Source organism: Niveispirillum cyanobacteriorum (assembly GCF_002868735.1).
In the GTDB taxonomy this organism is placed as follows: domain Bacteria; phylum Pseudomonadota; class Alphaproteobacteria; order Azospirillales; family Azospirillaceae; genus Niveispirillum; species Niveispirillum cyanobacteriorum.
In genome coordinates this window covers 638079-657527 of the sequence record NZ_CP025612.1, presented here as the reverse complement: position 1 = coordinate 657527, position 19449 = coordinate 638079, and the positions used below count along the sequence as shown (strand labels likewise).

Genomic DNA, 19449 nt, shown 5'->3' with positions numbered 1-19449 from the left:
AGGAGGAAAGCGTGCCCTCTATTCCCTGTGTGACCCGGCTGGCCCAGCAGCTGCGGCCAGACCCGGCGCGCGTCGTCGTGCGCCCGTTCAAACCGGCAACCGAGCCAAGGGACCTTAACTCTAGGGAAAGGACACGGGCCAACCGGATTGTGGACCGTGTCCTATCGCTCGACCCGGAGGCGGCAACGACGCAGTTGACCGATGTGCTTGAGAATTTCCGGGGCCGTCACCGGCAGCTCCTGGAAATCTTCGAGGCACGGGCCGACGAGATGGAAGAGGCGCTGGACAGTCATGAGCCCTTCACGCCGACACAGCGGCAATTGGTCGGTGCCTATTTCCTGCACGAATATTCGTTCGAGGCGTCGGCCCTGTTCAACCCCTCCATCGTACGCCATCCTGATCAGTCTGGCGTGATCGAGGGGGGGGTGCGTTTCATCCTGAGCCTGCGGGCGGTGGGTGAGGGACATATCTCCTCCCTCACCTTCCTGACCGGGATGATCTGTCCCGACGGGCGTATTCTGATGGACCCGAAGTCGCAATTGGCATCAATCCCGCGCATCGCCAACCGCCGCACGGGGCCCGACGGGGACGAGGTGGAGATCGCCTTTCGGCCTGAGGACGATATCAGCGAGTGCGTGATCTTCCCCGTGACCGCGTCACAGGCCAATGGGATTGAGGATGCGCGTTTCGTGGAATTTGTGGATGGCGCTCACCGGATCTTTTACGCGACCTACACCGCCTATAGCGGCCATTCCATCCGCACTGAACTGATGGAGACGCGGAATTTCGATAATTTCCGCATGTACCCGCTACGCGGGGTGGCCGTCCGCAACAAGGGCATGGCCCTGTTCCCCCGCCGCATCAATGGCCGCTATGCCATGATCGGCCGCCAGGATAATGAGAACCTATACCTGATCTATTCCGATGATCTGTACACATGGGATGAGGGGCAGCCGATCCTGCGACCCACCCAACCGTGGGAATTCGTGCAGATCGGCAATTGCGGCCCGCCAATTGAGACAGAGCATGGCTGGCTGCTGCTGACTCATGGGGTGGGGGCCGTCCGGCGCTATTCCATCGGCGCGGTACTGCTGCACAAGGACGATCCAAGCCGGGTGATTGGCCGCCTGACAGAGCCACTTCTGCGTCCCGAACAATCGGAAAGGGCGGGCTATGTTCCCAATGTCGTCTATACCTGCGGCGGTCTTCTGCACAACAAGCTGCTGGTCATCCCCTACGGTATCGCTGACACGATCACGGGGTTTGTAACCCTGGATATTGATGACCTGATCGCAGCGATGGAAAGCTGAAGATCGGCCTGTTGCTGATGGTGAAATAAGGAGGAGGAGCAGCGAGCGCATCAGCACCATGGTGCTGGCACCTCCCCCGATTTCACGCCGTGGGTGCGTGGGATGATCGACCGGCCAACCCTATACGCTGGACGCCCGCGGATTGAGGATATTGTCGGCCAGCATGGTCAGTTTGCGGTCTGTTTCCGCCTCTTCATCCAGGTTCTGCTGCAAAAGTTCAGCACAATCCGCCCGGCCCAGGCGCTTTGCCCAGGCGACCAGTGTGCCATAGCGGGTGATTTCATAATGCTCGACCGCTTGTGCCGCCGCCGCAAGGGCAGCATCAAGCACGTTCTTGTCGGCGATTTCGCCGGCAATCTCGTTGCTTTCCTTAATGATGCCGTCGATAGCCGGGCAGTCGACGCCTTTCACCTCCACCCCATGCAGTTTGAAAACCTGCTCAAGCCGCTGGATCTGACCACGCGTTTCCAGCAGATGGGCCTCAAACCCCTGCTTCAGGGCCGAGGCGCTGGCCTTGCTGATCATTTTCGGCAGGGCCTTCATGATCTGGTTTTCGGCATAATAGATATCGCGCAGCGCGTGCACGAACAGATCATCCAGGGACTGGATGTCACGGGTGAACAAGCCCATGGTGGCTCTCCTGTGGCGTTGGCTGTCGGGACCGTTCCGGGTGGCGGCTCTGATGCGCGCCAGACCAATCGGTTCCATATAGGAAACAGTCGACTGGCGCCGTTGTTCCCGTATTGCCGTGAGAAAGCCGTAAACTCGACATGATCAGGCCTTGTCCCAGTCAAGGTCGGCGAAGAACAGGGCCTGGAAAATCAAAGCCTTAATTTCCGCTGGATCAAAGGGCTTGGCGGCGACGAAAACAGGTTCCGGACGGCTTCCGGTCAGGACCATTTCCGGATAGGCGGAGATGAAGATCACCGGCGGTTTACCGGCGGTATACAGGTCCTCCACGACAGCAAGATGACTGCCGCCATCAGCGATGATCAGGTCCGGGGTATGATGGTGCAGCATTGGCAGCGCTCTGCCGTGTGTCGGCGGCATGCTGTTCACCCGCAGGCCCAGATCCTCCACGATCTGTTTGATATTCATGGCGATCAGCGGTTCACTCTCGATGATCATCACCTCTGCCCCGCCAAGCGCCGCCAGGCTTTCACCCGCCGCATCCACCAATGCCTGCACCTCTGGCGGGGCAACACCCATGATCTCGGCAACCTCACCTATGGAAAAGCGTTCAACCGACATCAGCAGCAATGCTTCACGGATCTGGTGCGGCAGCATGGCAGGTGCCGGCAACTGCCGCAGGTCTGCGGGACCGCTTTCCCCGGTGTCGCGGGACGTTGTGGCCACGAGTTGACTGTATAGCCGGAACAGACCGACGCGCGGACAACGTGGGTCATGCAGGATGCTGGCATCGGCATTGATGATGTCTAGCAAGGCCGTGACATAGGCGTCGCCTGATGACTGGCTTCCCGCCATCGCCCGTGCATGGCGACGCAATCGCGCCAGATGCGGCTCCACACCGCGTCTGCTCATGCACATGCTCCCCGCTTTCAGATGCTTTATTCGGCTGATATTGGAAATTTTTAACTCACCTGCGCGTGAATAGCGAACTTGCATCGGCAGTACACCCGATGCTCTCGACTGCTGCAAAAGTTTCCAAATGGAACACAAAGTGCCCCGGACCGTTGTCAGGGAAGACGCCACGCAAGGAGACTACCATGGCGCATCCGCCGGACCCAGGCCGCGACCCGGACCAACAGGAACCGCAAGTATCCGAACAACACCTGCATATGAGCCGGGACGGTCCCGTCATGCATTCATCGCCGCCCGAGCGGCAGGCCGTTGATGTGAAGCCCATGCGCTATGTGCTGGGCGTCGGGATCGCGCTGGCCATCCTGGCGATGGTTCTGGCCTTTCTCCTGACGGGCGGTCACCGGGGGTTTTGAAGACGATGTTCGGCGATGTTCCGGAACTGGCGCAGGTGGAGAATATCCTGATCGTCTATGGCCTGCGCATGATCGCGGCCATCATCATCCTGCTGCTAGGCCGGTGGACGGCATCCATCGCCATGAATATGGTCAAACGCGGTATAGGCGCCGCCACCCACATGGACGAGACGGTCACAGCGTTCTTGTCCAGCCTCACCTATTACGGGATTTTAGCCGTCACCTTCGTGCTGATCCTGCAGGTGGCGGGCGTGCAGGCAACCAGCCTTGTGGCCATTCTAGGCACGGCGTCGCTGGCAATCGGGTTGGCCCTTCAGGGTACCCTTTCCAATCTGGCTGCCGGGATCATGCTGCTGATATTCCGGCCCTTCCGCATCGGCGACATGATTGAGGTGGCGGGCAAGAGTGGGATCGTGGTCAGCCTCAATGTCTTCATGACGGAGATTGCCGCCGGGGACAATGTGAAGGTCCTGCTGCCGAACGGACAGGTCTGGGGCACCGCGGCCATTGCAAACCTGTCCGCCTATCCCACGCGGCGGATCAGTATGACAGTCACCATCCCCATGGACCGGGACCCAGAGGCGACAGCAGCCCATCTGCGGGGAGAGATGGCGGATGACCGCCTGCTGCTGACCAGCCCGCCCCCCACGGTCACCGTCACGGCGTTAAGCGCGCAAGATGTCGAACTGACCGTTCAGGCCTGGACCCGGACCCAGGATGTGGTGCGGGCCCGGGAGGACATGATCCGCCACCTGCGTGATCTGCGCCGCGACATCACGCCGGCCTGACAGCCAGGGAGCAAGAAAATCTATGCGTTTCGCCATCGACAAGCTGATCCTATCACCCGACGATATTGACCTGTCATTGTCCCCGCTGGCGGGGCAATTGGGCGCGGATACCTTCATCCTGGGGGCCTTCAATCCCGGCCTGACCAGGCTGCCGAACGGAAACCTGTTGCTAATGGTCAGGGTGGCAGAGGCGCTGTGCGATCCCATCCGTGACAAGCATGTGCATGCTATCCGCTGGGACGATGACAGCGGGCGTTTCCTGCTGGATGCTTGGCCTTTGGAACTGGTCGATACTGCCGATCCACGAAAGTTCCTAATCCATGGCGGCGGCTGGCGCATTATGGCACTGACCTCGCTGTCCTGGCTGCTGCCAGTGGAACTCAGCCCCGACGGGCTGGACCGGATCGCCATCCACTATGACCGGGCCATCGCACCAAGCGCCTCCTTCCAGTGCTATGGCGTTGAGGATGCGCGGATTTCCAAAGTCGACGACCTGTATATGATGACCACCTGTTCGGTCAGCCCGGAGCGGCATTCCACCACGCTGTATTGTTCCGGCGACGGTCTGAACTGGGGTTTCGACGATATCGTCCTGGATCATCAGAACAAGGATATGCTGATCTTCGAAGGACGTATCGATGGGCGATACTGGGCACAGACCCGCCCCCTGGGCGATCTCTACTTCGCCTATCCACCGGGAAGCCCCTGGCGGGCGGGCCCATCAATCAATCTCGCCACCTCGCCGGATGGCAGGCATTGGAAACCTTGCCGGCGGCCGGGCCTACGGCCACGGTCGGGCACCGTGGCTACGGCGCGCATGGGCGGGGGCGCCCCCCCGATCCTGACCGATCATGGCTGGCTCAGCCTGTGGCACGGGGTGGAACCGAAGGAAATCGTGGGTATCTATCGTACCTACTGGTCTCTTCTGGACCGCGACGATCCCGCCTGTGTCCTTCATAGCCCGGCCGAGCCGGTGCTGGAGCCATCAGCGGAACTGACCAAACCTATCGAGCATCAGCTTTATGTCCGTGACGTGGTTTTCACGACGGGCATCGTCGATGCAGGCGATCATTACATCGTCGCATCGGGCGAAGCCGACCTTGCCTGCCGGATCACGCATGTACCCAAGCATGTCTTCATCCCATAGATCCTTAAAAAGGGCGGGCGGCGGGCCATATGGTCCGCCGCCCAGGTCAGGGAGATCGGGGATAAGAACGGACAATCAACGCGACAAGGCACGCGACAGTTCCGTCTTCGACATGCGGGACCGACCGTTGATGCCCTTGCGCTTTGCTTCTTCATAAAGCTGTGCGCGTGTGGGCTGCCGGTCGCCGGCCTGGCGGGTCCTAAGCAGATTGCGGCTGTTGGCAGCCGGACTTTCCTGGTTCGATGCGCCGGCCTCATGCAGGGCGATGGCAATCGCCTGTTTACGGCTTTTCACCGTGTCGCCTGAAGAACTCTCCAGTTCCCCGTGCTTGAAATCATGCATGACGCTGCGGACGATATTCTTCTGCTCATCGCTCTGGCGGGGCATCGGCATCCTCCCCCAGCGTCAGGCGCGTTGATTATGATCGCCCGCCGGGCGGGAAACCCCGCCCAGGGCATGACCGGCGACCTGTGGTGCATTCACCGCCACATCACCCAGCGACAGAATGCCGACGAGCCGCTTCTCACGGTTAAGCACGGCCAAGCGCCGGACCTGGATATTGCCCATGTTGCGCGATACGGCTTCGATCTCTTCATCATCGAAGCAATATTTCACATTGCCACTCATGACGTCGCGGACCTTGGTGCCGGGGCCACGACCGGCGGCAACGGCACGGACCACGATGTCGCGGTCAGTCACCATACCGACCAGACGGTCGCCCTCGCCCACCGGCAGCGAACCCACATCCTGGTCCGCCATCATCCGCGCCACGTCCTCGATGCTTTCGGTCGGGTTGGCCACGCGCACATCGCGTGACATTGCCTCGCTTACCTTCATGTCGGCCTCCATCTGCCAGCGGAGGGATGGCGGCGACCCACAAGGTCGCCAAACCATCTCCTTGCCACAAGGAAACGATTTGGAAACCTTGTGGTTCCACAAAATTTGGGCGATGCAATTACCCGATCTGGAAGGAGAATGGCAGATCGCGGCTGTTCCAGCCGATAAGGACCTGATGCGGTCCCGTTGTCTTCCAACCGCCGTCCCAATGCTGAAAGGCGCGCGGTGGCAAGATCAGGCTGACATCCACCGTTTCGCCCGCCGGCACCGTGACAGCGGCAAAGGCCCACAGATGACGCACACCGTCCGCCCCCGCGACATAGGCCTGGGGCACGGCCTTACCGGGCCGGTCCGACAGATTGCGTATCTGCACGGAAACCACAACACCCTGCGCCGTTTCCCCCGCCACCGCCGCTTCCAGCAGGTCGAAGTGCGCATAGCCGAAACCGGTGCCGAAGGCATGCAGCGGATCGTTTCCCGCCGCCTGCATGCCCTTGTAGCCGATCAAATGGCCTTCCCGGTACGGCACGGCACCACCGGCTTGCGGCTTCAGGTCGAAGGCGGGGTAATCGGCGTCGCGGGCGGCGATGCTGATGGGTAGGCGCCCGCCTGGTTCACGATCGCCGGCCAAGACCTGGGCCAGGGCCGGGCCATATTGCTCACCCGGATACCAAGTGATCATCAGGCCGCGCACCTTGTCCTGCCAGGAGAGGTCGAAGGCGTGGGCGACGTTGCAGATGGCGACAATGTTGGTATTCACATGCCGGATACGATCGATCAGATCGATCTGCGCTGCCGGTAGGGCAGTGCCCGCACGGTCCTTGCTTTCCACACCGGCATCCGCTGTCTCACCAAGCATCAGCAGGACCAGATCGGCCTTGGCGGCGGCGGCAACGGCGCGCGCCAGCATCGCTTCAGGCAGGTCCGGACCACGCACGCCGTACCACAAGCCTTGCGCGCGAGCGGGGGTGTAGGTCAATTCGAAACGCAGGAGCACGGGCTGCCCCGCCTTCAGGTCCACAACCACCGACTGGCTGTCGCCACCCTTCAGAATGCCCATCAGGTCCGATGGGGAGACCGGGCCACCGCCGGCAAAGACCTGTTCGCCATCAACCGACAGCGTGACCGGACCGGTACCGCCAACATGCAGGCGATGCGGGCCACTGCGTTCCGGGGTGATCCATCCGGTAGCGCGGATGCGCCCAGGCAGTTTCAGGGCGTCGGTGCCCGGAAGCCCCACGAACCAGGTCAGGGAATTGGTGTCACGGGTTTCGGCGTGGACAGGCGTGTCGCCGTCCGCCGGAAGCCATTCAACCGTCAGGCCGCGCGTGGCCCCGTCGCCCAGATCGCGGGCGGGCGTGGCGCTAATCGGCGGCAGGCGGTATTCCGGCTCCACACCCTGTTCATACAGCACTTCGCACTTGTCACCGAACCGGTCACGGACGGCCTGCAAGGGAGTGACGAAATCGGGACGAACGGCGATCTTGGCGAAGGTGCCGCCCTGCAAACAGGGGCTGGCAGCATTGGGGCCGATGATGGCGATGCGGCGGACCCGTTTGGGGAAAACCGGAAGAACGTCGCCATCATTCTTCAGAAGGACGAAGCCAGCCGCCGCAGCCTCCACCAATGTGGCATCGGGATCAACGATCGGCGCCTGACGCGGCAGGGCGTCGATACGGGCAACGGCGTTGGCCACGCGGCCCGTGGCATCGGCCAGCCGTTCCAACGGCACCTGTCCGTCGCGTACCGCCGCTGCGAACTTGGTGCCAAGCACCCGGTCCGGCCCCGGCATGTCGAGATCCAGCCCGGCATGGGCCGACCGCAAGGTATCGCGTCCACCGAACCAATCAGACACGATGAAGCCGGTGAAGCCCCATTCGCCCTTCACGATGTCGGTTAGAAGTTCCTTATGCTCCACGCAATAATCGCCATTCAGGCGGTTATAGGCAGCCAGCATGCCCACACATCCCGCCGCCGCCGCCATTTCGAATGGCAGCAAGTAGCATTCATGCAGGGCGCGGTCGCTGGCGACCGCATTCATGCTGTCGCGGTCGGTCTCGCTGTCATTGCAGACCAGATGCTTGGCGACGGAACCGACACCCTGGCCCTGCAAACCGCTGATCCAAGCGGCACCCAAATGCCCCGCCAGAAACGGGTCTTCGCCATAAAGCTCAAACGCCCGACCGCAAAGCGGGCTGCGCTGCAGGTTCAGATTGGGGGCCAGAACGGCATCGACGCCCAGGCGTCGCGCCTCCATACCCACAATCGCCCCTACCCGCGCCACCAGATCGGCATCAAAACTGGCGCCCAGCGCCGTGCCACAGGGCGTCAGCACCGCAACATCGCGTTCATCGACGCGTCCCGACGCGATACCCATGGGCCCATCGGCCATCATGATGGAACGGATGCCGGGCAGTGCGGCCGTGGACCACATGTCGCGGCCACTGGTCAGCGCCGCGAGATCAAGCGGATGGGTGGACATGGGTTCTTCCCCGATAGGAGCTTATCGTTGTTTAGCGCCGCGCCAGCGCCATGACCTGTGCAGCCTGGGCATTCACCTGCGCGATGATATCGGCATCGACCAGACGGCCATCGGCATCAAACGGCTTTTGCGCGATTGTGTTGATGGCGATGCCCAGCGGCGTGGGCCAGCCGCGCATGGCGTGGGTGATGCTGCGCAGGGCGGACAGGGTTACCCCGCCTGCCTGCCACCCCGCCGCCGTCACGATCAGGCCCACAGCGCGCCCGTCGAAATAGACGCGGGCGTCGGTACGCAGATCCTCCAGCAGGTCGATGGCATTCTTCACCAGACCTGACACGCCGCCATGGTAGCCGGGGCTCCCGATGACGATGCCGTCGGCGGCGCGCACCGCCTCCACAAACTCGATCTGCTCCACCGTGCGGCCCGGATTCTCCGGGGCGAAATGCGGCATGGCGGCCAATGCGGCGCCACCGAACAGGCGGGTTTCAGCACCCAGCTGCTCGGTTGCCGCCAGAACGGCAGCCACCATCCGCTCCCCGGACGAGCCGGGTCGGGTGGTACCCCCGAACCCGACGATCAGCGGTTTTGCCATCACGCACCCCCCTTCAAAGCGGGCATGACGACGCGCGACAGATAATCCATGGTCTGGTTCGCGTACGCCTTGCGTTTGGCGGTCAGCGGACCGGTCAGCAGGCCGCAGAGCACATTGCCGATGCCCAGTTCCTGATAGGGCTTCAGATGCTCAATCACCGTCTCCGGGCTGCCATAGAGGCACCAGGTGCCGATCCAGTCGTCGGTCAGGGCATTGGGCGTGCGGTCGGTCTTCTTGTTGGCTTCCGTCGCCTCTGCCTTGGCATTAAAAGCAGCCTCACGCTCCACCGCGGCCTGATAGTCCGTGAGGATTTCCTCCAGCTCGGCGCGGGCCTGTTCATCCGTCTCTGCAATATGAACACACTGATAGGTGTGCGTGGTCCAGGACAGGGCATCGGCAACGCGTTCAGCGGAATGCCCGGCAGCCAGCAGCAGATCACGATAGATCGTGAAGAATTTCTGCACATGCTTGAACGGCTCGGTCCCGCCGATCTGCGGCGGGGTGAAGGCCGGGATGAAGGCGGGCCAACCGAACTGTGCGGCGCGCCGTGCGCTGCTTTCCTTCATCGCCACCGGCATCAGCCGGGCATGGCCGGGCGTGTAGGCGACAGGGGCGATGCGTTGCACCACCTCACCCTTGTAATGGCCATTGTCGAAAGTCACGGGCGCTTCTTCAGCCTTCTTGGCCCAAAGCTGCTCGGCAATGGCCAGGTTTTCTTCCGCCAGACGCGACGCTTCCTTGTAGTTAACGCCGAAGCCGATCATCTCCTCCGGTGTCGTGCCGCTGCCGACACCGACGAGCAGACGGCCCTCCGTCAGTTGATCCAGGATGTTCACGCGCTCAACAAACCGGACGGGATGGTGCAGCGGAACCGTGGTCACGGAGAAGCCGAAATGCATGCGCTTGACCCGCGCGGCCAGATAGGCGGCAAACATCATCGGATCGGACGCCATGGGCATATAACCGGTGAAATGATGATCGGGCAGGAAAACAGCGTCGAATCCCGCTGCCTCCGCACGCTCCACATGCTCCACCAGATCCAGCAACAAGTCGCGGTCCTGTTCCTCACCCATGCAGCGGGCATTCAGAAAGGTCGAAAAACGCATGGTTTCCTCCTGTGCGGCCATCGGTGCGTTCCGGCAGCGCCCCGTTCAGGGGTACGGTCACGGCGTCCATGGCTTTCGAATTAGAATTGCTATTCTGAATAGCTAACGGAGCAAACAGCTTGGTGTCAACCGAAACCAGCGGCGGATGGTTGCATTTTTTTCCGGTCCTTATGGCACCGTCGATGCTGCAATTACCGCATTGACAAAACAGTTCCGCCGCCAGCATCATTATTGGAATCATAATTCTGTTATGGCGCTCGTTGCGCCATCTGGGAGGAAATCCATGGCTGATCAGGCCATCACGGCGCCGGTATCCGGCGACGTGCGCAAAGCGGGCATTGCCCAAGCCATCATTCTGGTGATCAGCGGCTTCCTGCCGATTCTGGCCATTGTGTCGTTGACGCCGGCGGTGCCCACCATTCTTGATCATTTCAAGGATGTGGCGAATGCCTCCCTGCTGGTGCCGGTGTTGGTTTCGGCTCCGGGTCTCGCCATCGCAATCCTGGCGCCATTCGCCGGCATGCTGGTGGACAGGTTCGGCCGGCGGCCTCTGCTAGTCTGGGCGACCTTCTTCTATGCGATTGCCGGTTCCCTGCCCTATTTCCTGGACAGCCTGCATGCGGTCATCGCGTCCCGCCTGCTGCTGGGCGTGACGGAGGCGGCGATCCTGACCATCGTCAACACCCTGATCGCCGACTATTACGATGCCAAGGGGCGTCGGCGGGTACTGATGTTCCAGGGGCTGGCCGGACCCGCCATGGCGTCGGGCGTTATCGCGTTGTCGGGCGTGCTGACGGGGATCAGCTGGAACGGTGTGTTTCTGATCTACCTGATCGCCCTGCCGATTTTTGTCGGCATGTATTTCATGATCTTTGAACCCGTCAAGGCACCGGCAACGGCCAGGACGGATGCGGAAACAGCCGAAGCGACGGCGTTCCCCGTGCGCGCTGTAATGGTGTACGGCGCTGTGACACTGTTCGCCTCCTCCCTCTATTACGTCTTCATTATTCAGGGTGGTCTGGCCTTCCGCGAGGTTGGCATCGACACGCCGGCCCGCACCGGTGCCCTGATCTCCATGGCCAGTCTGGCGGTGCCGGTCGGCGCGCTGATCTTCGGCTGGATGGGCATGCGCAACACGTCTTTGCAGCTGCTGTGCGTCTTCGGAATGCTGGGGATCGGTCTGGCCGGTATCGGCATGGCGCCGGACTATAAATGGATGATGGCGTTCCTCGTCATTCAGCAGGCCGCTGCGGGCGTCACCGTCCCCACCCTGATTTCCTGGGCGCAGAGCAAGCTGCCCTTTGCCCATCGCGGGCGTGGCATGGGTGTATGGGCCTCCTGCTTCTTCCTGGGGCAGTTCACCAGCCCGTTCTTTGTCGCCGGGGCCAAGTCGATGACAAACGGAACGGTTCAGGCTGCATTCCTGGTCATGGGTATCATCGCCCTGGTCGGTGCGGCTGTCGCCCTACTGGCGCTGCTGAAAGGTACGCAGGATACGGGGCCGAAATACTGATCGGCCCCGGCCTTCGGACATTGCTGTTTTAGCGCTTCGGCGCCAGGTTCGCATGCGCGGGCCGCCGGTGACCGCCCCGGGTGGTCGCCGGTCAAACATGTCCCGTCTGGAGGACATCATGTACCTCGCCGCCTGTATAGAGTGGCTGTTCGCCGCCGAAAATCCCACTTTCACCGACCGTATCCGCGCAGCCAAGGCAGCCGGCCTTGACGCGGTGGAATTCCACCTGTGGCGTGACAAGCCGCTGTCGGAAATCCGCCAGACCCTGGAAGAGACCGGGGTGAAGCTGGCCAGTTTCGTGGTCGAACCGCGCCGCAGCATCGTTGATCCGGCCCAGCATGGGGAATTCCTGGCTGCCGTTCGCGACAGCCTGATCGCTGCAAAGGAAGCGGGTGCGCCGGCCCTGGTCGTCGCATCTGGTTTCACCCGGCCCGATGTGCCGCGACAGGATCATTTCGATGCCGCAGTCACGGCTCTGCGTCAGGCAGCGACCCTGGCAGAGGAAGCGGGCATCCTGCTGCTGCTGGAACCGCTGAATGACCGGGTCGAACATCCCGGCATGTATCTGGTCAGCACGACTGAAGGGCTGGACATGGTGGAAACCGTGAACAGCCCCAACCTGCGCCTGCTCTACGACATGTACCATTCCACCGTGATGGGAGAGGACCCGGCCCAGGTTCTGGCGGGACGGTTCCATCTGGTCGGGCATGTGCAGGTGGCCGACGTGCCGGGCCGGCATCAGCCGGGCAGCGGCACCATCGACTGGCCGCGTTACATCGGCATTCTGCGCGACCTGGGCTACCAGGGGGCCATCGGCCTGGAATACAAGCCGACCGGCCCGACGCTGGAAGGCCTGACCCAAGCGCGCAAGACGCTGGGCCTGTAAGAAACGCGGAGGAAACGGCGATGTCGATCAACCAAGAGGGGGGCGGCATCGCCGCCCCGCCGCTGTCCTGGCGGGCCAAGATCAGCTATGGCGCGGGGGATTTCGGTTTCGGCCTGACCTGGAACATGGTTGGGGCGTTTCTGCTGTATTTCTACACCGATGTGGCGCTGCTGCCGGTAGGCGTGGTGGGGACGCTGTTCCTGCTGTCTCGCCTGCTGGATGCGGCGTTTGACCCTGTTGTGGGTCTGGCGGTAGACCGGACGCGCAGCCGCTGGGGCCGCGTGCGGCCTTATTTCCTGTTCGGTGCGATCCCCTTCGGCCTGTTCTGTGTCGCCAGCTTCTATGTTCCGCCGCTGGATGGGACGGGCAAATTACTGTGGGCGTGCGTCAGCTTCGTCATTCTGGGCCTGCTCTATTCCATCGTGAACATCCCGTATGGCGCACTGATGCCGATGATGACGGTGCGGCAGGATGAACGGGTGCAGTTGGGCAGCCTGCGGGCCGCCGGCACCGCCCTGTCGGTGATTGTGGCCACGGCAGCCACAATGCCGCTGGTCCAGGCACTGGGCGACGGTGATCAGGCCAAGGGGTTCCTGTGGGTCGCGATCCTGATGGCGGCGGTGACGGTGCTTCTGACCCTGAACCTTTTTGCCAGTTGCCGGGAGGTGGTGCCGCCACCAACGGGTCAGCAGGAAACCAGCCTGTCTTCCATCCGCGACATGCTGCGTAACCGTGCATGGCTGGTCGTGTTTGGTTTTGCCTGCCTGAACTTCATCCGGTTCGGTGCAGTGCTGTCGGTCACGGCCTATTTCGCCATCAATATCCTGAAACAACCCTGGATGATCTCCATCCTGCTGCCGGCTGTGTCGGGCACCTTGCTAATTGGATCTGCCATCGCACCGCCCTTCCTGAAGCGGTTGGGCATGCGCACGGGCAACCGGGTGGCGTTGGCGGCGGCCCTGGTGCTTTATGCCGCCCTACCCTTCACAGAGACGGTGCCCGCCCTGTTCCTGACCGTCTACATCCTGTCCTCAATCCTGATCAGCATTTCCATGACCGCCATCTTCGCTATGGGGGCGGAGGTCGTGGATTATCACGAGGCGCAGTTCGGCACCCGCAATGAAGGGCTGCTGGCTGCCGGCGTCAATCTGTCGATCAAGGTCGGCATGGCGGTGGGCGGTGCCATTGTTGCCTTCGGTCTGGCCCAGGCCGGCTATGACCCGGCGGCGGTCAGCGACGAGGCGAAGCGGATGGTGCATGTGCTGTATTACGCGCCCGCCATGCTGGCCATCGCGGCCCAGATCGTCTGCATCGGCTTCTGGCCGGAACGGCAGGCATAATCTCAATGAAAAAGGGGCACGGCGATGATCGCCGTGCCCCGCAGTTTACCGAACCTGAGGGATATGAAGGGGAGATCAGGCCGGGATCACCAGCTCCTTCGTGTCACGCGTTGTGGGTACGAAGGGCAGATAGGAGACGCGGACGCGTTCAGAAAGCTGGATCTTGTGCGGGCCCGGCGTCAGACCGCCATCGCGCAGCACCGTCACCAGCGCCTTTTCCGCGAAATTCCAGCGGTCGGTATATTCCGTTTCCATTTCATCCAGGGTCCAGGTACGGCCACGGACGGAGAAGCGGATATCCTGGCGGGCGACCGGTTCACCATCGATGATGACGCCGATATCCTCCACCATCGACAGACCGATGCCCCGATAATAGGGCAGACGGGCCTGGAAGGCGAAACCGACGGTACGGCCATCCTGCTGGACATTGCCGTAACCATCTTCACAGATCATGTATTTATCGAACATGGGTAAAGCTCCTCAAGCAGCGGTGGCGGCGGGTTCGCCGATCAGCTTCTTGAACATTTCCTGCTGACGACGGACCTGTTCGATGCTGTCCACGGGGAACGCATCCTGAATCCAGCGGTTGCCCTCGTACTCTGAGCAGATATAGCCCTTGTAGCCGCCCTTCTTCAGCACCCGGATGATCTCATCATAGGGGATGCAGGGCTCCACCAGATCCTCATCCATCTGGTAGAACTTGGCATGGATGTTCCAGATGCGGTCCATATGGTCCAGCATGCGCTTGGGCTCAAACGCCGCATTGTGGCGCAGCGTGGTGGCCATGCCGATGGCCGGGCCGACGCCGCCCATCTTCTCCACTTCCAGGATCACATATTCGCTGAGCGTGCGGTCCTCGTACGCCTTGCAGATATAGTCGGCGATATGCTGCGGCACGCCGTCACGGATGAATTTCTCTTTCCAGACGGGCGGGAACTTGAACAGGAACATGCCCATGTCGGGCAGGAAGCCCAGATATTTCGATCCCGACTTCTCAAACGCCTCGGCATGACGGATGATCCAGGGATGGTCGAAATGCAGCGGTGCATGCACCTCAATCAGAATGCGGACATTCTTGCTTTCCGCATAATCGGCGCAGGCCACCAGCACGTCCGGATCGATCGACACCAGCGCGCGGGTATAGGGGCAGCCCAGGCGGGCGGCATGATCAATGTCGACCTTGCAGCTTGCCACCTGCTCCTCGAACGGCATGGGCCGATTCTTGTACTTCTTATAATCCAGCATGAAATCATGGCAGACCGGGGTCGTGCCATATTTCGCCATCAGGGCGTGCCAGTTATCGTAAACGGACTGGTCAAGCGGGTTGGGATAATTGGGGAAGGTCTGCTCACTGATCAGCTCAATCCCATTGGCGCCCATCTCGGCGGAGACCTTGATCAAGTCCTCCAGCGACTTGGTGCCCAGGAAATACTCCTCCTGATAACTGTAAAGGCTTACGCCCCTTTTGATGTCATAGTTCGACATGGAACCGGTCCTGTCAGGTGCGGCCCCGCCGGGGGCCAAGGATGGCGGCGGTCTCAGGCAAAGCCCGATGGGGGAAGAGCGCAGCCGGCCCGCCCTGGAAAAATCATCAGGAGAGGGGGTCGACGATGCCCAATATCAATATAAGAATTATCATTCTTTTTTTGGCAAATCAATCGCCGACCGATCAAGATCAGCAATTGTCGTGATTTTATATAACTAATTGATACAAAATACGAAGCCGCTCTCTGACCCTCTCTGCAGGGTCAGAGAGCGGCTTTGGAAGTAGGGATCAGAGGCCCAGCAGGCGGCGGTTCAGATCGTCATCAACACCGCTGGCCGCGAAATCATCGAAGGCATGTTGGGTGACACGGATGATATGATCGCGGATGAAGGTAGCCCCCTCCCGCGCTCCGTCTTCCGGATGCTTCAAGGCACATTCCCATTCCAGAACGGCCCAGCCGGCATAGTCATAGGCCGTGAGTTTGGAGAAGATCGCCTTGAAATCCACCTGTCCGTCCCCCAATGACCGGAAACGACCGGGACGATCCACCCAGCCCTGATAGCCGCCATAGACGCCCGATTTACCGTTGGGACGGAACTCCGCATCCTTCACATGGAAGGCGCGGATTCGCGTGTGGTAATGGTCGATGAAGGCCAGATAATCCAGCTGCTGCAGCACGAAATGGCTGGGGTCGAACAGGATGTTGGCGCGCGGATGGTCATCCACCGCGCCCAGGAACCGTTCGAACGTGACGCCGTCATGCAGGTCTTCGCCGGGATGCAGTTCGAAGCAGACATCAACGCCGGCATCCTCGAACGCGTCCAGGATGGGACGCCAGCGGCGGCCCAACTCTGCGAACGCCTCCTCAATCAGACCGGCGGGGCGCTGGGGCCAGGGATAGACATAAGGCCAGGCCAGCGCGCCGGAGAAGCTGGCATGCGCCGTCAGGCCCAAATTGGCGCTGGCCTGTGCCGCCAGCCGCATCTGTTCCACGGCCCAGGCCTGACGTGCGGCAGGATTGCCGCGTACCGCCGGGTCGGCGAAGGCGTCAAACTGTGCATCATAGGCCGGATGGACCGCCACCAACTGCCCCTGCAAATGCGTGGACAGTTCCGTCACGGCCAGACCCTTGGCCGCCAGTTTCCCCGTCACTTCCTGTGCGTAGGTCTTGCTTTCCGCCGCCAGACGCAGGTCGAACAAGCGCCCATCCCAGGACGGGATCTGGATACCCTTGTAGCCTAAGCCTGCGGCCCAGTCGGCGATGCTGTCCAGGCTGTTGAACGGGGCGGCATCGCCCGCGAACTGTGCCAGGAAGATACCCGGCCCCTTGATCGTGCGCATTTTTCCTCCCTTGTTCATCAGATATCCAGCCGGACCCACCCGGCGCGGGCGGCAGAGTTGGCGACCGCCGTTTCGATGAAGGCCATGCCGCGTAAGCCCGCCTCCAGCCCCGGCAGACTCCCGTCCGCCGGCATGGCACCCGCACGGATGGCGGCGGCGAAATCGCGGTAGAGATTGGCGAAGGCCTCGATATAGCCCTCGGGATGGCCGGTCGGCAGGCGTGTGGCGCCGCGCGCTGCCGGACCCAGATTGCCAGCGCCGGCATGCAGCACTTCCGTCCGCCCATCAAGGCCATGGATGGTCAGAGTGTTGGGCGTCTCCTGTGACCAGTCCAGGCCGGCGTCGGTCCCATAGACGCGCAGGCGCAGGCCGTTGCGGTCACCCGCCGCGATCTGTGAAGCGTGCAGCACACCCGGCACGCCGCGTTCGCTGCCATCCTCAAACCGCAGCAGGATGTTGCAATCATCATCCAGCCGGCGGCCGGGCACCATGATCGACAGGTCCGCGCACAGTTCCCGCACGGGTGAGCCGCTGACATATTCGGCCAGATTGAAGGCGTGGACGCCGATATCACCGATACAGCCGCCGGCCCCGGACTTGGCGGGGTCTGTGCGCCAGCCAGCCTGCTTGCTGCCCGTATCCTCAAGCGGGGTGGAAAGCCAGCCCTGGCTATATTCCACCACGACCTTGCGCAGCCGCCCGATCCGGCCCGAGGCCACCAGCGCCCGCGCCTCCCGCACCAGCGGGTAACCAGTATAGGTGTGGGTCAGGGCATAAAGCCCCTTGGACCCGGATGTCGCGGTGGCCAGTTGCTTCAGTTCCGCCAGCGACAGGGCCGCGGGCTTGTCGCACATCACATGTAGACCGGCCTTGAGCGCGTCGATGCTGGCCGGCACATGCAGGTGGTTGGGGGTGACGATGGCGACAAGGTCGATACCATCGGGCCGCGCGCCTTCCGCAGCGATCATGGCCTGATGGCTGGCATAAGCGCGGGCGGGATCAACACCGTAACCGGCGCCGGCCTGTCGCGACCGTTCAGCATCGCTGCTGAAGGCGCCAGCGACCAGCCTGATCTTCCCGTCCAGTTCTGCCGCCATGCGGTGAACCGGGCCGATGAAGCTGCCAGGACCACCGCCGATCATGCCCAGGCGCAGAACAGGCTCACTCATCTCATCCTCCCGTTATTTCTTGAAAAGCCGCAGATCACGCGGCAATCGCGTGATCAGAAAACCAACCATCAGCAGCAACAGGACCAGCAGCGGCATGGTGGTGAGGAAGGCGTTGCGCGCCGCCTCTGCCGTCAAACCCTGGGCCAGGGTGAAATAGGTGCCGCCGATCAGGGCCGCACCCGATGCCGCCCCCAACTGCTGCACCGCCTTCAGTGTCCCGGACGCTGATCCTGCATGGATCAGTTCCACATCCGACAGGGTGATCGGCCCCGTCGGCCCACCAACAAGCCCCATGCCGGTGCCGGTAATCAGCAGTGCAATGCCCAACGGAACCAGCCCCCCCTGTCCCCAGATCAGTGCCGCCAACGCCAGCATGCCCGACAGCATCACCGCCACGCCCAGCAGCGGCAGGCGCAGCCCCATGCGCGGTAGGGCCCGCCGGGCCACACCACCAATGGCGACCGACGCGCCCAGCGCGTAGGGGACATGGACCAGTGCTGTTTCCAACGGTGTGCAGTCCAACCCATATTGCAGCGTCAGGGTCAGGATGAACAACAAACCCGCCGTCGTCGCCTGGAAACAGAGCGACATGCCCAGCCCGATGGAAAAGCCGCGATTGGCGAACAGAACGGGATCGACCAGCCCGGTCCCCGCCCCCGCGCGCATCCTGATATGGCGGATGAATAGCAACGCCAGCAGCGGGGCGCAGGCCAGCAGAATCAGGCACCAGAGCGGCCATCCCGCCTCTCGCCCCTGCAGCAGCGGCAGCATCAGCGCCAAAAGGGTGGCCGCGATCAGGGCGGTTCCGGGCAGATCGACACCGCCGCCATGCGGCGACCGGCCCGACGGCAGCAAACGCCAGGCTGCATATAGGCCGATCAGACCCAACGGCCCGTTGATCAGGAAGATGGGCCGCCAGCCCAGACCGAACAGATCAGCCTCAATCAGCAGCCCGCCGATCACCGGCCCTAGAACGGCAGCGACACCGCCCAGCACCCCGAACACCGACAAAGCGGCAATCCGTTCGGCGGGCGGATACATGACCTGGATCAGGGACATGACCTGCGGCAGCATCAGCGCCGCCGTCGCCCCCTGCGCCAGCCGCGCCACCACCAGCATCGGCCCGCTGACCGACAAGCCGCAAAGCAGGGAGGTCAGAGTGAAGCCGGCCATGCCGATCATGAACAGCCGGCGGTAGCCATGGGTGTCGCCCAGCCGCCCACCGGTAATCAGCAGGATGGCAAAGGCCACGGCATAGCCGGCGACCATCCATTGCATCTGGGCGGTATCGGCAGACAGATCGCGTTGGATCGACGGCAGGGCCACATTAACGATGGTCAGGTCGATCAGGTCCATCATGAAGGCGCCGGCCACCACCACCAGGGCCATCTGACGCCGTTTCGGCGTCAAGGCGGCAGCTTGGTCAATGGCGGATAGGGCCGGCCCCCGCTTGCCCCCCGGGCTGGCGGCGGATGCCATGGGATGTGCCTTTCCATT

General features: G+C 62.3%; 21 protein-coding genes. 8 read left to right on the top strand and 13 right to left on the bottom strand.

Features of this window, described 5'->3' with window-relative positions; genetic code table 11:
• Window positions 1–11 precede the first annotated feature (11 nt).
• Window positions 12–1310: a glycoside hydrolase family 130 protein gene (locus C0V82_RS18670; RefSeq protein WP_102113934.1), complete on the top strand. Its 1299-nt coding sequence runs from the start codon at window positions 12–14 to the stop codon at window positions 1308–1310.
• A 120-nt stretch (window positions 1311–1430) separates the two neighbouring features.
• Here C0V82_RS18670 and C0V82_RS18665 read toward each other — a convergent pair whose 3' ends face one another.
• Both C0V82_RS18665 and C0V82_RS18660 read right to left on the bottom strand, forming a co-directional pair.
• Window positions 1431–1940 carry a YciE/YciF ferroxidase family protein gene (locus C0V82_RS18665; protein ID WP_102113933.1) on the bottom strand — a complete coding sequence of 170 codons (510 nt, stop codon included), beginning with the start codon at window positions 1938–1940 and terminating at the stop codon, window positions 1431–1433.
• A gap of 144 nt (window positions 1941–2084) precedes the next feature.
• Entirely contained in the window at window positions 2085–2852 is a 768-nt protein-coding gene (locus C0V82_RS18660; RefSeq protein WP_158660041.1) for a response regulator, read from the bottom strand.
• Between the two features lie 185 nt (window positions 2853–3037).
• Between C0V82_RS18660 and C0V82_RS18655 the strand changes: the two genes are divergently transcribed.
• Genes C0V82_RS18655 through C0V82_RS18645 form a run of 3 tightly spaced genes read left to right on the top strand, consistent with a single transcriptional unit; the run spans window position 3038 to window position 5200 of the window.
• Window positions 3038–3265: a hypothetical protein gene (locus C0V82_RS18655; RefSeq protein ID WP_102113931.1), complete on the top strand. Its 228-nt coding sequence runs from the start codon at window positions 3038–3040 to the stop codon at window positions 3263–3265.
• Window positions 3266–3270: 5 nt separating this feature from the next.
• Window positions 3271–4053 (top strand): mechanosensitive ion channel family protein, encoded by a 783-nt coding sequence (locus tag C0V82_RS18650; RefSeq protein ID WP_102113930.1) that lies wholly within the window; start codon window positions 3271–3273, stop codon window positions 4051–4053.
• A gap of 22 nt (window positions 4054–4075) precedes the next feature.
• Window positions 4076–5200, top strand: coding sequence for a glycoside hydrolase family 130 protein (locus tag C0V82_RS18645; protein WP_102113929.1), 1125 nt, complete (start codon window positions 4076–4078; stop codon window positions 5198–5200).
• 75 nt (window positions 5201–5275) lie between these two features.
• On the opposite strand, the gene C0V82_RS18640 is transcribed toward C0V82_RS18645, so the two are convergent.
• The 6 genes from C0V82_RS18640 to C0V82_RS26990 form a co-directional block, all read right to left on the bottom strand.
• The gene (locus C0V82_RS18640) at window positions 5276–5587 is read right to left on the bottom strand and encodes a DUF6496 domain-containing protein (protein WP_102113928.1); all 312 of its coding nucleotides are present in this window, start codon (window positions 5585–5587) and stop codon (window positions 5276–5278) included.
• Window positions 5588–5605: 18 nt separating this feature from the next.
• Entirely contained in the window at window positions 5606–6037 is a 432-nt protein-coding gene (locus C0V82_RS18635) for a CBS domain-containing protein (protein WP_102114399.1), read from the bottom strand.
• A 118-nt stretch (window positions 6038–6155) separates the two neighbouring features.
• On the bottom strand, window positions 6156–8519 hold the full coding sequence (locus tag C0V82_RS18630; protein ID WP_102113927.1) for a beta-glucosidase H: 2364 nt from the start codon (window positions 8517–8519) through the stop codon (window positions 6156–6158).
• Between the two features lie 31 nt (window positions 8520–8550).
• Window positions 8551–9111 (bottom strand): NADPH-dependent FMN reductase, encoded by a 561-nt coding sequence (locus tag C0V82_RS18625; RefSeq protein WP_102113926.1) that lies wholly within the window; start codon window positions 9109–9111, stop codon window positions 8551–8553.
• Window positions 9111–10217, bottom strand: a complete 1107-nt coding sequence (locus C0V82_RS18620; protein ID WP_102114398.1) for an LLM class flavin-dependent oxidoreductase — start codon at window positions 10215–10217, stop codon at window positions 9111–9113. The genes C0V82_RS18625 and C0V82_RS18620 overlap by 1 nt, the downstream gene beginning before the upstream one ends.
• Complete coding sequence (locus C0V82_RS26990; RefSeq protein ID WP_158660040.1) at window positions 10177–10446, bottom strand: hypothetical protein; 270 nt, start codon at window positions 10444–10446, stop codon at window positions 10177–10179. The genes C0V82_RS18620 and C0V82_RS26990 overlap by 41 nt, the downstream gene beginning before the upstream one ends.
• A gap of 54 nt (window positions 10447–10500) precedes the next feature.
• Here C0V82_RS26990 and C0V82_RS18615 point away from each other — a divergent pair, with 54 nt between their 5' ends.
• From C0V82_RS18615 to C0V82_RS18605, 3 genes are all read left to right on the top strand, one after another.
• Complete coding sequence (locus tag C0V82_RS18615) at window positions 10501–11730, top strand: MFS transporter (RefSeq protein ID WP_102113925.1); 1230 nt, start codon at window positions 10501–10503, stop codon at window positions 11728–11730.
• A 97-nt stretch (window positions 11731–11827) separates the two neighbouring features.
• Window positions 11828–12616 (top strand): hydroxypyruvate isomerase family protein, encoded by a 789-nt coding sequence (locus C0V82_RS18610; RefSeq protein WP_245924237.1) that lies wholly within the window; start codon window positions 11828–11830, stop codon window positions 12614–12616.
• 20 nt (window positions 12617–12636) lie between these two features.
• A complete protein-coding gene (locus C0V82_RS18605) occupies window positions 12637–13956 on the top strand; it encodes an MFS transporter (protein WP_102113924.1) in 1320 nt (439 codons plus the stop codon).
• A 75-nt stretch (window positions 13957–14031) separates the two neighbouring features.
• On the opposite strand, the gene C0V82_RS18600 is transcribed toward C0V82_RS18605, so the two are convergent.
• Both C0V82_RS18600 and C0V82_RS18595 read right to left on the bottom strand, forming a co-directional pair.
• On the bottom strand, window positions 14032–14424 hold the full coding sequence (locus C0V82_RS18600; RefSeq protein ID WP_102113923.1) for a C-glycoside deglycosidase beta subunit domain-containing protein: 393 nt from the start codon (window positions 14422–14424) through the stop codon (window positions 14032–14034).
• A gap of 12 nt (window positions 14425–14436) precedes the next feature.
• Window positions 14437–15441 carry a sugar phosphate isomerase/epimerase family protein gene (locus C0V82_RS18595; protein WP_102113922.1) on the bottom strand — a complete coding sequence of 335 codons (1005 nt, stop codon included), beginning with the start codon at window positions 15439–15441 and terminating at the stop codon, window positions 14437–14439.
• Between C0V82_RS18595 and C0V82_RS26985 the strand changes: the two genes are divergently transcribed.
• Window positions 15440–15661, top strand: coding sequence for a hypothetical protein (locus tag C0V82_RS26985; protein ID WP_158660039.1), 222 nt, complete (start codon window positions 15440–15442; stop codon window positions 15659–15661). The genes C0V82_RS18595 and C0V82_RS26985 overlap by 2 nt on opposite strands.
• Before the next feature lie 69 nt (window positions 15662–15730).
• On the opposite strand, the gene C0V82_RS18590 is transcribed toward C0V82_RS26985, so the two are convergent.
• From C0V82_RS18590 to C0V82_RS18580, 3 genes are read right to left on the bottom strand one after another with little or no spacing between them, the layout of a single operon-like run.
• Window positions 15731–16783 carry a sugar phosphate isomerase/epimerase family protein gene (locus tag C0V82_RS18590; RefSeq protein WP_102113921.1) on the bottom strand — a complete coding sequence of 351 codons (1053 nt, stop codon included), beginning with the start codon at window positions 16781–16783 and terminating at the stop codon, window positions 15731–15733.
• Window positions 16784–16800: 17 nt separating this feature from the next.
• Window positions 16801–17952 (bottom strand): Gfo/Idh/MocA family protein, encoded by a 1152-nt coding sequence (locus C0V82_RS18585; RefSeq protein ID WP_102113920.1) that lies wholly within the window; start codon window positions 17950–17952, stop codon window positions 16801–16803.
• Between the two features lie 12 nt (window positions 17953–17964).
• Window positions 17965–19431 (bottom strand): MFS transporter, encoded by a 1467-nt coding sequence (locus C0V82_RS18580; protein ID WP_102113919.1) that lies wholly within the window; start codon window positions 19429–19431, stop codon window positions 17965–17967.
• Window positions 19432–19449 lie beyond the last annotated feature (18 nt).